Below are 14,831 nucleotides of genomic sequence, written 5' to 3' on the forward strand. Positions count from 1 at the left end.
AAGGAAATAAATCAATCATTATGATTTAAATACCCAAGTTTATTTTAAATATAAAAAATATTAGTTTCTTTAAAAATAACCCTAATAAAATAATAGAAGAAAGTGTGCTGACCTCCCAAAAAAGTTTTGTGTTCTGAGATCGGCACACATTTATATAAGTTTTGATAATAAATGATTAATTTATATTATCTAAATCTTAAAACATTTCTTCAAATACTTAATACAATACTCTTAAATAAAGATCATTAAATTCATTAAATATAGTTAAACAATAAAAAAAGATATTTATTAATAAAATCTTGCTTATTAAGGATCATTATTAAACTATAAAAAACAACAATCACAAACACATTTCAAAACCCCATTATTTATCACTTACTTTTTTTATAATTAAATTAATGGTTGAACTAATTTTTAAGAACTCAAGATTTATAGGTATTTATTATCAAATTTCATCAAAAGATGAAATCAAAAAACATCTTGATAATCTAAGAAAAGAATATAAAAAAGCCCGCCATATTTGCTATGGTTATCTTTTTAAAGATAACGGTGTAGAATCAGGTGGCTACAATGATGATGGCGAACCTAAAAATACAGCCGGCAAACCTATTTATGACCTTTTAAGAACTAAAGAATTATATGGTTATGTCGTTTTTGTTGTTCGGTATTTTGGAGGAATAAAACTAGGAGCTGGAGGATTGATTAAAGCTTATCGAAAAACTGCTATCGCTACTGTTGATCTAATTTCTGCTTAATGTTTTTAGCTACTTCTAGTGGCACTACTTGACTTAGGTTTTCTAAAGAAGTCTTTTTTATATTATCAACACTCTTAAAATGTTCTAATAATTTATCCTTCCTTTTCTTACCTAATCCTTTGATATCATCTAATATTGAATCATAAAAAGACTTAGTTTTAGTTTTTCTAAAAAAACTAATTGCAAACTTATGTACTTCTTCTTGCAAGTTTGCTAAGAAGAAGTACAATTCTGATCGTTTATCTAAATCATACTCATTAAGATCATAATCTACTAATTTATCTGTTTGGTGTTTATTGTTTTTAGCTAATCCGATTACATTAACTTTATTATGTAGATCTAGATCATTAATAACTTTCTTAGCTGCTAATACTTGTAGTTTACCTCCATCTAGAATAATCAGATCAGCTAAATCTACTAAATTATTCTTAATACAACTATACAACCTACGATACAACACTTCATACATATAATGATAATCACCCTGATTATCATTATCTTTAATCTTATACTTACGGTATTTTTTCTTATTAAACTTCTTGTTTTCAAAAACTACCATAGCTGATACTTTGTCTGTATTAAATAGATTAGAGTTATCATAGACTTCAATAAGATTAAGCTTATCTAGTTTAAGTAGATCTTTCAATTGATCAAGAGCTTGATCAATTGATCTTTCTTTTTTAACTAAACTTTCATATTTTTGATCTAATAAACTGCTTACATTCTGTAATGCAAGATACATGATTTCATACATCTTACCAGATACTGGGTTGATTAGTTCTATAGCTAAACTATTTTCTAATAGTTTAGCGTTCTCTTGATTTAGTGAAACATATAATGTTTTAGGCTTGATATTATCCTTATAGTATTGTGTGATATATGAAGTTAATACCTCTTGTTCAGAAGCATAATAAAAATCGCATAAGCTGTTTTTAGATACCAACTTACCATCAACATAAGAGAATAAGACAATACTTATTACATTATCCTTAGTTTGATAAGCAAGCACATCAATCCGTTCTTTGTTATTGTACAGATTGATGATCTGCTTATCAAAGATGAGTTTAATAGCTTTTTGTAAATCTAGGTATTTTTTAGCTAGTTCAAAATCAAGTTTTTGACTAGCTAATTCTTCTTTTTGTTTTAGGTTATCTAATACTTGATCAGCTCCGTTATTAAAAAAATAATCAATCTTTTTTTTAACAACTTCATAATCTTCATCAGTTACTTCGTGAGTGCATGCTTTCATGCATAAATTTAAATCATAAAACTCACACTTTCTTTTTTTCTTATTAAAACAGTTTCTTAAGGGAAACAGTTTTAATAAAAGATTATATAGATCATAAGCTTTTAGTTCGCTTGAAGCAAATGGTCCATAGTATTTCCCTTTTTTAGGTTCAAAGTTTCTTGTATATAATAATCTTGGATATTTTTCTTTTGTTATTAAAATATAAGGATAACCATTGTTATCCTTTAATAGGATATTATATCTTGGTTTATGTTTTTTAATCAGGTTTGCTTCAAGTAATAATGCTTCATTTTCATTATTAACTTCAATGAAATCAACATCGTTGATATCATTGACTAGTTTAGAAGTTTTTAAATCTTTAGGACCGTTAAAGTATTGATGGATTCTTTTGTAGATATTCTTAGCTTTACCTACATAAATAATCTCATTAAGATTATTTCTTCATAGGTAGCACCCAGGTTTTTTAGGTGCGTTATCCATCTTTTGTTTAAGATTAAAATTCATTGTCTTATATAATTTTATTATTATGATTAATAAATTGACAGATCGACAAATTCTAATACTAAAAGCAATTATTAATGAGTATATCTCAACAGCTAGTGCTGTTGGATCTAAGATAATTTTAGAGAAATATTTTAATAACGAAGTATCTAGTGCGACGATTCGTAATGATATGTCGGTCTTAGAAAAAGAAAAATATATTGAAAAACCCCACACTTCAGCAGGAAGGGTGCCAACCATTAAAGGTTATAAGTATTATGAAAAACACTTAGCTGAAACCCAGATTTCAGATAACTTAAAACAAAAGTTAATGGCAATCTTAACTAAGCGTTATCATTCGATTGACGAAGTAATTGAACAATCCGTTGAATTTATTAATAATGTTACCAATCTCCCTTCTGTCATCACTAAATTCAAATCATATGATTTATTAAGAAAGATGGATCTAATCAAGATTAATGATACTACAGCATTAATCTTGATCGTATCTTCTTCTGGTGAGGTAATTAAAAAAACAATTAAATACGAAAGTTTAATTCAATATAACGATGTATCAACTTGCGTACAGATTTTTAATGATCGGTTGATTGATACTCCGTTTATTGAATTAAAAGATAAGTTAAGTGCGATTAAAGAAATTGTTCGTAAAAAAGTACATGAATACGAATTCGTAATGCAAAGAATTGTTAATTATATCTTTGATATTAATGAAAAGAGCACGATTAATATCAAAGGAACTAAAAAACTAGTTATTCATCCAGAGTTTCATGATCATAATAAACTAAGCGAGATTTTAAATTTACTTGAAAACACATCAATATGAGAACAGATCTCATTTATGCACCAAAAAACCGGTAAATCAGCCATTACTTTTGGTAATGAATTTGGTATTGATGGGGTATCAGTAGCATCTACAGTAATTGAAACTGATCAAAACAAACATCATATTGCAATTGTTGGTCCTAACCGTATGGAATACGGTAAGATCAAAGGATTGCTAAATATTTTAAAAGAACAAGTCGAAAAGATTGACCATAGTTCTTTGTCTTTAGAAGATAACAATAAAAAAGATTAATGAAATTATTAAAAACAATTAAAACTTATGATGATTTCTTAAAACTTAAGAAATCAAATCTATCTGAATTAGCTAACGAGATTAGAAACTACTTAATTGATTTAGGTAATAAAAAATCAATTCATTGATCTTCTAATCTAGGGATTGTAGAACTAAGTATTGCACTAGCTTATAGTTTTAATCTTAATGATCATAAGGTATTTTATGATACGAGCCACCAAGCTTATGTTCATAAGATGATAACTGGAAGATTCGATCAATTTGACTCAATCCGTCAAACTAACGGATTGAGTGGATTACAAGATATGAATGAATCAAAGTATGACTATTACGCAGGTGGTCATACTTCAAATTCTTTAAGTGTTGCTAGTGGATTAGTATTTAGTAATAATTTACTAAATAAAGATCAACTAATCATTCCCGTAATTGGGGATGGTAGTATAGCTAGTGGTTTAGCATTTGAAGCAATCAACAATATCAGTTATTATAATCACAAGATGATTATTGTGATTAATGATAACAATATGTCAATCTCACAAAACTTTGGGGAATTTAACAAGTTATTAGCTAATCTACAAGATGACGATAAGAACTTCTTTAAGCAACTAAATTATGACTACATCAAAGTTGATGATGGTCATAATTTAGAAGACTTATTTAAAGCTTTTGAACAAGCTAAACAACTAGTTAAACATAAACCTGTAATAGTTCATGTAAAAACTATTAAAGGTAAAGGGTTAAAACAAGCAGAATTAGACCGTATTGGAACTTATCATAGTTCCAATACATCTAATAAGAAATATCAAGATCAAGCTGGGTATATAGCTGCTAGTTATCTTAAAGAAAAACTAGCTAAGAAAGATAAACTAGCATTAATTAATCCAGCTATGACTTATGCTACTGGGTTTATTGATCTAATAGATCAATATAAAAAGAATTATATCGATGTCGGAATATCAGAAGAACATGCTCTAAGTATGGCTTCTGGAATTAGTCTAAATAAACTACCAGTTTATTTACCAATTTATTCAACATTTTTACAACGTAGTTATGATCAATTAATCCATGATTTATCACGACTTAAATTAGGTGTGAACCTCTTAATTGATCGTTGTGGACTTAATGGTACAGAAGGAGCTTCACACCACGGAATCTTTGATATCGGAATGATCAAAAACACACCAAGATCAAAGATCTACGCAGCTAGTAATCCAATCGTATTAAAAAAACTAATTGATCAATTCGTTAATAATACTTCTGAAGTTGTAGCAATTCGCTACAACCGGTATTTCAATCCATTTGATAATTATCAAATCTATTATCAAGGATTTGATAATATCAACGAATGGGTTAAACTAAATTTAACTATGATTCTTAATAGAACAGCATTAATCTCATATAACAATAATGCTAACACTTTTAAGAAACTATTAGATCATCATAACATTAACTATGTTGATTGTTATGATGCTATCTTAGTACATGGAGATGATCTTGATAAAAATATTATCAAGATCTTAGAACAATATGATGATATCTATCTTTATGAAGATATTTATCATAATGTTGGGTTAGCTAATGAGTTTTATCGTTTGATAGTTAATAATAACTATCAAAATAAAAGGTTACATATCTTTAACTTTAAAGATATTCCACAACATGGTAATAATGATGATCTATTAGTTAAACATAATATGGGACATCGACAAGTGATAGACAAGATAATACAAGATATTAATTGGTAAATAGTTAATTTAAGGTTTTATTTATAAGGTATAGAATAAGGATTGCTTTATAAGCAATCCTTATTGTTTGTTTATAAGTATGTTGTAAGAAGTTTTGAACTTATTCTAGGAATATCAGATTTTTATTAAAATGTCTTCATTTAATTTTTGATTTATTGTCGATATTTTGACAGTAAAATTAGTTTAAAATTCTTGATTATTTTTCTTATATGAATCAAACTATTATCAGCTTTTTATCAAAATATACTCGTATATTTTTAGTTTTATATTCATTCAGTTATCAGATTTGTTCCCAAATTTTTAACTGATTCTTATTAAAAAATATTCAGAATATTTTTATAATTTTTATCTTTGATTTCTTTTACATTTATTTAATAGTTTTCCATAAATTTTTTACATTTTTTATCAAATTATTATTAGTTTTTTTATCAAAATATATTCGTATATTTTTAGTTTTTTATTTTTTTAATTATTGATTTGTTATCAAATTGATAATTATTTTTTTTATTAAAAATTATTCAGAATTTTTTCATAATTTATATCTTTGTTTTTCCATATATTTATTTAAAAATTACCGATAAATATTGATATTTTTATCAAATTATTATCACTTTATTATTATTTCATTGTTACTTTATTAATGTTTTTATTGATATGAAATATAATTGCGTAGCCTAGTGCTACGCAATTATGATTTTTATTCTATTTAACTAATAACTGTTCTTTATATAAAACTAATTTTCTAATAACTTTTTAAAATAATTAACTTGACGGTTTTATCTATCGGTGATTTTCAGGAGAATTCATCTCATTACTAGTAGTATCATTCTTCAAAGTAAATGTGACATTACCTAAATTCGGAGCAGATTGACTTGCAGTTTTACCTGAAACTATAATTTTATTTAATCCTTTAGATAATTGTAAATATGAATTTGAATGATTTTGAGCTGTGGCTTGTTCTTTAGAAAACACTTTTAAGGTGTCGTTTCAATTACCAGAATTTGGAGTATTAAACATAGCAATCTTACCATCTTCATTTATAGATCGATTATAAGAATCTTTTCAGAATGTTAAACCTCTATCTTCCCCTGAATTATAAATCCCACTTATTTCATATTGTCCTTCTTTTGGAGCATTTAAATAAAAAATATAATATTTTTCATTATCTGTATCAGCTAAACTAACTTTACTTCCTAAATAACCTATTAAATAAGAAGTTTTATTTTGCATTTCAGTAGCCAACTTTCCAGTAAATTTTTTGATAATAGTTTTATATTGACTATCTTTTACAGGGAATTTAGATAATCCATAACCTTTTACAAAATTAACTGTGATTTTATCAGGATTATTACTGTCTATCACATTACCGAAAATATCGTTATAAACCATATCAGAAGTTTTATCTGTTGCAGATAAATAAATATTACCTATCATAGGGGCAGTTTTATTCACATCAGTTGAAAAAACAATTTTATTTTCCCCAAACTTTAGATCTGTTAAATCTATTTTAGCCACACTTATTTGATCAACTTTAGCTTCTGTTAGATCTACATCAGTTACATCTTTATCATTTAGTTTGTATTTTAGAGAAATTTTTGCACTAATATCTTCGGTTTTCGCTAATTTATAAGGAAAGTATAATGTAGCTTTAGAACCATAATATATAAAACTCACTTCGTAACTAGCAGTAGTTTTATCTGTACCTGTTTCAGAATTTAAATTATAAATTCATCTAACATCTGTTAAGTTATCTGAATTTTGAACATCATCTGCAATTATTCTCTTAGCGTATTTTCAATGCTTTCCTTCCGCTGTATTATCAAAATCTTGTAAAAATCCCACTAAGTTTTGATTGTCAGGTGATGAATTTGAATATAATGTGTTTCCTTTAAAATTTTCGTTACTTATCTTAAATAATTTAAAGTTTGCATAGGATTCTATGTTATTTTTTTTATCTTGAATATTTGTTAAAGCGTTATCAATATCAGAAGTTATTTTCATGATATTAGTTTTTTCAGGTTTAGGATTCGCTTGTAATGTACCTGTTATTATTGTTGATGCTTGATTGTATAAATTACTAATATAATTCTTTAAAGAGCTATATTTTTCATCACTTACAAGTTGTAAATTAGCATCCTTTGTTTTCAATTTATTTTTTAACGCTACATACGCGGTAACTAATTCTTGGTTAGTTGTATCAAAAGCCATCTTATCAGTTTTAGCTTTATTAATTGCAGCATCTAAGTTTGTTTTAGCATCAATTAATTCTTGAGATGTTGCATTAGTTTTACTATTAATTACTTTAGCAGTTTCGTATACTTGATCTAATCTAGATTTAATCATTGAGTAATCATTATACATAGCTAATTCGACATCTTTACCATCAATCAATGCCTTTAATTGATTTTTAGCTTCAGTATTATCAGGTGTTGTTGTACCAGTTCCAGAACCTGATCCGTTTCCTGGTTGCATAGTTTCACCTGTTCCAGGTGTTGTTTCTGATCCATTTCCTGGTTGCATTGGGTTTGTTGGTTTCGGTGTAACAGTCTTAGGTTGATTACAAGATGCAGCAACTAAAGCTGTAGTCGCTAAAAAACCTAATGAAAAAGAAAGTTGTAATAATTTCTTAGTTTTTTGTTTCATTTTTGTTTTGAACAATTAATAAAATAATAAATCGAACGAATTATCCGCCTAAAATTGGCAAAATGACTCAAAACTGATAAGAGCTTCTTCTTCTTCTTCTTCTTCTTCTTCTAGAAATAAAGGGTTTTGACGAAATTTAAGCGTCATCAAATTACAAAACAAAAAGCGTAGCAACATTAATTGCTACACATTTAAATTATTATTTTATTTAACTAATAACTGTTCTTTATACAAAGCTAACTTGGCTTTCTGATAACTTTTTAAAATAACTAACTTGACGTTTATTTATACAAATTACTGAATATTATTTTCTGTCAGATTGATCACCTGAAACATCAGCAACAGGTTGTTGTAGTGTGAATGTAACATCACCAAGGTTAGGAGCATCCATAGCATCCTGCGCTGCGGCAACTATAATTTTATTTAAACCTACTGATAATTTAAGATATGTTTCTTGTGTATTGGTAGTATCTTTTTTAAATGTCGCAACTTTGTTATCTCAATTACCTGCACCTGAATTTAATCTCATAAATTTAGCATGTAATCCTTGTTCAGTAGCTTTATAACGTCCTACATAGAATGATAAACCTCTATCAACTCCTGAATTATATATACCACTAATTTCATAGTTACCTTCTTTTTGAACATTAACATAAAATGTGTAATATCTTATATTAGTTGCTTCATTAGAAGTTCCTTCGTATCTATTTCCTAAATAACCTACTAAATAGAAATCTTTTTCAGGATCTTTATTATCTAATTTTCCATGCAATCTTTTTATTATTGTAGATTTCTTATTATCACCACCTCAAGGTTTATTAGCTAAGCCGTATCCTTTAGCGAAATTTACCGTAACTTTATCACTATTATCATTATCTACTTCTATTCCAAAGATATCGTTATAAACTTTATCTGAAGTTGTATCAACTGATGATATATACATATTCCCTATCATAGGAGATACTTTACCTGTCATTGTTGTAAATGAAATTTTATTATTGCCTAGTTTTAAGTTCTCCAAAGTGATTTTAGCGACTTTTATTTCATCTATTTTAGGATCATTTAACGTTATGGATTTTAAATCCGAATCGTTTAACTTATAATTAAGTGATAGGTTACTATTATCACTATTTTTTACTAGCTTATATGGGAAATATAACGTTGCATTAGCACCACCGTAATATTCAAATTCGAAATCATAACTTCCAGGTGTTTTACCTTCAGTTGTGTCAGGTAATAAACTATATATTCAAGAAACATCTGAAGGACTTTTTGTACCGCCTAAATTTTGTACTACTCTTTTCGCATATTTCGCAATAGGTTGATCGATATCTGATCCGATACCCACAATACTTCATGCGGGATTTTGAGATGTATTCTGATTAAAATCTCCTTTAAAATTTTCTTCCTTAATTCCAAATTTTTTAAATGTTAAGTATTGATCAGCATCTTCTTTCTTATAACCAATATTTTCTATAAAAGTTGTTATATCTGTGTTAGTTTTAGTTACTTGTTCTTCTGTTAAATTATCAGCTTGAAGTGTGTTTGAAATTATAGTTTCGGCTGCTCCATATAAGTTATTTAAATATGTTTTGATTCCTTCATATTTTTGTTCTGTTAAGGAATTTAAATTATTTTCTTTTTGACTAATAGTTGTTTTTAAGTGGTTATATGCTGTTAATAACGCCATGTGATTTGCATCAAATTCCATCTTATCAGTTTTAGCTTTATTAACAGCGCTCTCTAAAGCTGTCTTAGCATTAGTTAATTCTTGAGGTGTTGCATTAGCTTTGTTATTAATTTCTTTAGCAGCATTATAAGCAGTTACTAATGATGATTTAATCGCTGAATAATCTGCATATAAACCTACAGTATCATTTTCCTTATTAATCAATACTTTTAATTGATTTTTTGCTTCGCTATTATCAGGTGTTGTCGTTGTTCCTGTTCCAGTTCCTGATCCATTTCCTGGTTGCATAGTTTCACCTGTTCCAGATCCCGATCCATTTCCTGGTTGCATTGGGTTTGTTGGTTTCGGTGTAACAGTCTTAGGTTGATTACAAGATGTAGCAACTAAAGCTGTAGTTGCTAAAAAACCTAATGAAAAAGAAAGTTGTAATAATTTCTTAGTTTTTTGTTTCATTTTTGTTTTGAACAATTAATAAAATAATAAATCGAGCACATTATCCGTCCAAAATCGACAAAATGACCCTAAAACTGATAGGATCTTCTTCTTCTTCTTCTTCTTCTTCTTCTTCTTCTAGAAATAAAGGGTTTTGACGAAATTCAAGTGTTTGTATTTTTACAAAATAAAAAGTGTAGCAACATTAATTGCTACACATTTATGATTTTTATTTTATTTAACTAATAACTGTTCTTTATATAAAACTAACTTGGTTTTCTAATAACTTATTTAAAATAATTAACTCAGCTTTTTATTATCTAAATCCCAATAAAATTAGTTGCCTGCCATCATAGGAGGCGTCGCCGATTCTTCAAGAGTAAATGTAATATTACCTAAATTAGGAGCTTCTTTATTTCAAGTTCTACCAGAAACTATAATTTTGTTTAATCCTTTAATTAAATGCAAACTTCCTGAAGTGCTATCAACTTTTTGTTCTTTATTAAATGATTTTAATGTATTAGATCAATCCCCAGTCATTGGCGTAGAGAATTTAGCAATATTACCGTTTCCTGAAGCGCCATATTGATCTTTTCAAAAAGTTAAACCTCTATTATCTTCTCCAGAATTATAAATACCACTAATATTATAAACACCTTCTTTAGGTGCATTTACATAAAAAATATAATATTTTTCATAAATTGAACCATTACTATCATTTCCACCAGAAACGCTATTACCTAAATAACCTAATAGGTAATAATTTTTATTTTCATTATCTGTATTAACAATTTTTCCTGTCAATTTAGTTATTATTGTACTTTGGTGATTAGGTACACCTATACCCTTATTAGCTAATCCATATCCCTTAGCGAAATTTACTGTAATTTCGTCAGGATTATCAGTTGTTATCTCGTTACCAAAAATATCGTTATATACTAAATTAGACGATTCCTCTGATGCCGTAATATACATATTACCTATCATAGGAGCAATTTTATTTTCTTCGGTTGTAAATGTAATTTTATTCATACCAAAGTTAAGATTACTCAAATTAACTTTAGCAATACTTATATCATCTACCTTAGCAGCAGAAACATCAATTGTCACAAATTGTTCTTCATTATTTAACTTATATTTTAATGAAAGATTATCGCCTTTTTGATCGTTTTTAATAGCTTTGTAAGGAAAGAATAGATAAGCAGTATTACTTCCGTAATATTCAAAATTAAATTCATATGTTGCAGGCGTTCTTTCAGCATCACCTGATGTTTGAGTGTTTAAATTATAAATTCAAGTTACATTAGTTTTTTCAGAACTATCTTGTGATGTAGTATTTTTAATAACTCTTTTAGCATATTTCCATTTAGAATAAGTTTGTTCGTTAGTTTGATCATTATTAAAATCAGAGGCAAAACCTATAATGCTTTGATTTTCAGGAGATGTAGAACTATATTTCAAGTTTCCCTTAAAATTACCGTTTTCTATAGCAAATAACTTAAATGCAGAGTATTCATCTACATTTTGCTTCTTCATATCTAAATTAGTTATTGAAGAAATGATTGCCATATTCGCGTCATTAACTTGTTCCTTAGTTAATCCATTTGCTTGAAGACTATTTTCTATAATATCTTCAGCTGTTTTGTATAAATTACCTAAATAAGTTTTTAAACCTTCATACTTCATGCCTGATAAAGAACTTAATTTAGAATCTTTTTCACTAACTGTCGTTTTTAATGTTCCATATGCAGTAACTAATTCAGAATTAGCGGCATTAAATGCCATTTTATCAGTTTCAGCTTTATTAACAGCAGTTTCTAGAGTTGTTTTAGCGTCTGTCAATTCTTGAACTGTTGCATTTGTTTTATTATTAATTTCTTTAGCAAGAGTATAGGCTTCAACTAATTTCGATTTAATCGCAGAATAATCTGCATATAAACCTACATTATCATTTTCCTTATCAATCAATGCCTTTAATTGATTTTTAGCTTCAGTATTATCAGGTGTTGTTGTACCTGTTCCGGAACCTGACCCGTTTCCAGGTTGCATAGTTTCACCTGTTCCAGGTGTTGTTCCGGTTCCTGATCCATTTTCTGGTTGCATTGGGTTTGTCGGTTTAGGTGTAACAGTTTTAGGTTGATTACAAGATGTTGCAACCAAAGCTGTAGTTGCTAAAAAACCTAACGAAAAAGAAAGTTGTAATAATTTCTTAGTTTTTTGTTTCATTTTTTGTTTTGAACAATTAATAAAATAATAAATCGAACGAATTATCAGTCAAAAACCAACAAAATAATCATAAAACTGATAGGAACTTCTTCTTCTTCTTCTTCTTCTTCTTCTTCTTCTTCTAGAAACAAAGGGTTTTGTCAAAATTAAAGTACAGAATGTATATAAAATAAAAAGTGCAGCAACATTAATCGCTACACATTTATGATTTTTATTTTATTTAACTAATAACTGTTCTTTATATAAAACTAACTTGGTTTTCTAATAACTTATTTAAAATAATTAACTTGACTATTAATTGATTAATTATATTTTACCATTCACTTCTCACATCTGTAGTTGGAGTTGTAGATGACGTAGAAGGAGATGGAGTATTTTTAAATGTAAATGTTACATTACCTAGATTTGGAGCCTCGCTATTTCAACTAGATCCTGATACTATAATTTTGTTAAGACCTTTTTTAAGATTCAAGCTCACCTTATTGTCGGCAGCTTTATTATTTTTATCGAAGATAGCTAATAAGTTTTCACTTCATTCACCATGTTTAGGGGTATTAAAACTGGCTGAACTTCCTGATTCTGTATTACCAAAAGTTTTTGTTCAAAATCTTAAACCTCTATTATTTGTTCCTAAATTATAAATTCCACTTATATCATATTCCCCTTCTTTCGGAGCATTTACATAAAATGAATAATACAATTCATTATTTGAAGCATCTGATTGCATTCCGCCGGCATTATTCCCTAAATAACCTAATAAATAATAATCCTTATTTTCACTAGCTGATCCCAATTTTCCTGTCAGCTTTTTAATAAATGTATTATGCTTACTTCCAGTTAGACCGAAACCTTTATTAGCTAAACCATAACCCTTAGCAAAGTCTACTGTAATTTCATTAGGTTTATTAGAATTCTTTATATTACCAAAAATATCATCATAAACAGCATTAGTTGTATCACTTGTTGAAGAAATATAAATATTTCCTATCATCGGAGCTTTTTTATCGTTTGCAGTTGAAAACGAAATTTTATTTTCACCAAATTTAAGATCGGTTAATTCTATTTTAGCAACTTCAATACCATCAACTTTTACATTAGATAAATCAAAATTCATTTCAGCTTTGTCATTTAATTTATATTTAAGTGATAGAGTATCTTTATTTTGACCTTCTTTAGCTGCTTTATAAGGAAAATATAAAGTTGCTGTTGGTCCTCCATAATATTCAAAAGTTACTTCGTAACTAGCAGGTTTTTTACCTGTTTCAGGATTTGAATCTAAGTTGTAAATTCAACCAACATTGGTTACTTCAGAATTTTTATTCTCATTATCTATGTTATTGATATATCTTGTTGCATATTTCCATTGATAACTATCAACATCATTATCGAAACTAGAAGAAAATCCTACTAAATTCTGAGCGTTTTCAGGTTTTCTTGAATATTTTAAATCACCCTTAAAATTACTATCTTCTATCTTAAATAATTTGAAATTAGAATATTGGTCTAAATTATTTTTTTCATCACTTAATCTACTAACAACACTTTCAATATTAGTTTTTAAATTATTTAACACACTATCAGTTGGTTTTGGATTAGCTTGTAAAGTATTCTTAATAAAATTTGATGCTTGATCATATAAATTAGTAAGGTGAGTTTTTATCGGTAAATATTTATCTTCAGATATCATTTCCAAATCTGAATCTTTAGAAGATAACTTATTTTTTAATGCAGAATAAGCATTAACTAAATCAACATTTTCAGAATCAAATGTAGTTTTATCAGTTTTAGCTTTATTTATAGCGGCATCTAATTTAGATTTAGCATCTGTTAATTCTTGAGGTGTTGCATTAGCTTTGTTATTAATTTCTTTAGCAGCATCGTAAGCTTCAGCTAATGTAGATTTAATCATAGAATAATCTTCATATAAACCTAAATTATCGTTTTCTTTATCAATTAACGCTTTTAATTGATTTTTAGCTTCACTATTATCAGGTGTTGTTGTTCCTGTTCCAGTTCCTGATCCAGACCCTGGTTGCATAGTTTCACCTGATCCAGATCCCGATCCATTTCCTGGTTGCATTGGGTTTGTTGGTTTTGGTGTAACAGTCTTAGGTTGATTACAAGATGTAGCAATCAATGCTGTAGTTGCTAAAAAACCTAATGAAAAAGAAAGTTGTAATAATTTCTTAGTTTTTTGTTTCATTTTTGTTTTGAACAATTAATAAAATAATAAATCGAGCACATTATCCATCCAAGACCAGCAAAATGACCATAAAACTGATAGAAGCTTCTTCTTCTTCTTCTTCTTCTTCTTCTTCTTCTTCTTCTTCTAGAAACAAAGGGTTTTGAAAGAATTCAAGTGGTGTTATACACATAAAATAAAAAGTGCAGCAACATTAATTGCTACACATTTATGATTTTTATTTTATTTAACTAATAACTGTTCTTTATATAAAACTAACTTGGTTTTCTAATAACTTTTTAGCGACTAACTTGGCACACGCTTAATTCTATC

At 27.6% G+C, this 14,831-nt stretch carries 10 protein-coding genes; 3 read left to right on the forward strand and 7 right to left on the reverse strand.

Annotated elements, in window-relative coordinates; genetic code table 4:
• The first annotated feature begins 398 nt into the window (after positions 1-398).
• Positions 399-755, forward strand: a complete 357-nt coding sequence (locus tag NMG68_RS02120) for an IMPACT family protein (protein WP_255034307.1) — start codon at positions 399-401, stop codon at positions 753-755.
• Here NMG68_RS02120 and uvrC read toward each other — a convergent pair.
• On the reverse strand, positions 730-2,508 hold the full coding sequence (gene uvrC / locus NMG68_RS02125; protein ID WP_255034308.1) for an excinuclease ABC subunit UvrC: 1,779 nt from the start codon (positions 2,506-2,508) through the stop codon (positions 730-732). The two genes, NMG68_RS02120 and uvrC, sit on opposite strands and share 26 nt — an antisense overlap.
• A gap of 22 nt (positions 2,509-2,530) precedes the next feature.
• On the opposite strand from uvrC, the gene hrcA reads away from it, so the two are divergent.
• Both hrcA and NMG68_RS02135 read left to right on the forward strand, forming a co-directional pair.
• Positions 2,531-3,580 carry a heat-inducible transcriptional repressor HrcA gene (hrcA, locus tag NMG68_RS02130; protein ID WP_255034309.1) on the forward strand — a complete coding sequence of 350 codons (1,050 nt, stop codon included), beginning with the start codon at positions 2,531-2,533 and terminating at the stop codon, positions 3,578-3,580.
• Positions 3,580-5,325: a 1-deoxy-D-xylulose-5-phosphate synthase gene (locus NMG68_RS02135; RefSeq protein WP_255034310.1), complete on the forward strand. Its 1,746-nt coding sequence runs from the start codon at positions 3,580-3,582 to the stop codon at positions 5,323-5,325. The genes hrcA and NMG68_RS02135 overlap by 1 nt, the downstream gene beginning before the upstream one ends.
• 780 nt (positions 5,326-6,105) lie before the next feature.
• On the opposite strand, the gene NMG68_RS02140 is transcribed toward NMG68_RS02135, so the two are convergent.
• The 6 genes from NMG68_RS02140 to NMG68_RS02165 all read right to left on the reverse strand — a co-directional run bounded on the left by NMG68_RS02140 (position 6,106) and on the right by NMG68_RS02165 (position 14,691).
• On the reverse strand, positions 6,106-7,968 hold the full coding sequence (locus NMG68_RS02140; RefSeq protein WP_255034311.1) for a Vmc-like lipoprotein signal peptide domain-containing protein: 1,863 nt from the start codon (positions 7,966-7,968) through the stop codon (positions 6,106-6,108).
• A 48-nt stretch (positions 7,969-8,016) separates the two neighbouring features.
• Positions 8,017-8,145, reverse strand: coding sequence for a hypothetical protein (locus NMG68_RS02145; RefSeq protein ID WP_255034312.1), 129 nt, complete (start codon positions 8,143-8,145; stop codon positions 8,017-8,019).
• A 127-nt stretch (positions 8,146-8,272) separates the two neighbouring features.
• Positions 8,273-10,111 carry a Vmc-like lipoprotein signal peptide domain-containing protein gene (locus NMG68_RS02150; RefSeq protein ID WP_255034313.1) on the reverse strand — a complete coding sequence of 613 codons (1,839 nt, stop codon included), beginning with the start codon at positions 10,109-10,111 and terminating at the stop codon, positions 8,273-8,275.
• Between the two features lie 315 nt (positions 10,112-10,426).
• Entirely contained in the window at positions 10,427-12,316 is a 1,890-nt protein-coding gene (locus NMG68_RS02155) for a Vmc-like lipoprotein signal peptide domain-containing protein (RefSeq protein ID WP_255034314.1), read from the reverse strand.
• A gap of 313 nt (positions 12,317-12,629) precedes the next feature.
• Complete coding sequence (locus tag NMG68_RS02160) at positions 12,630-14,519, reverse strand: hypothetical protein (protein ID WP_255034315.1); 1,890 nt, start codon at positions 14,517-14,519, stop codon at positions 12,630-12,632.
• 40 nt (positions 14,520-14,559) lie between these two features.
• The gene (locus NMG68_RS02165; RefSeq protein ID WP_255034316.1) at positions 14,560-14,691 is read right to left on the reverse strand and encodes a hypothetical protein; all 132 of its coding nucleotides are present in this window, start codon (positions 14,689-14,691) and stop codon (positions 14,560-14,562) included.
• Positions 14,692-14,831 lie beyond the last annotated feature (140 nt).

This window comes from Mycoplasma bradburyae (assembly GCF_024338845.1).
Classification (GTDB): domain Bacteria; phylum Bacillota_I; class Bacilli_A; order Mycoplasmatales; family Mycoplasmoidaceae; genus Mycoplasmoides; species Mycoplasmoides bradburyae.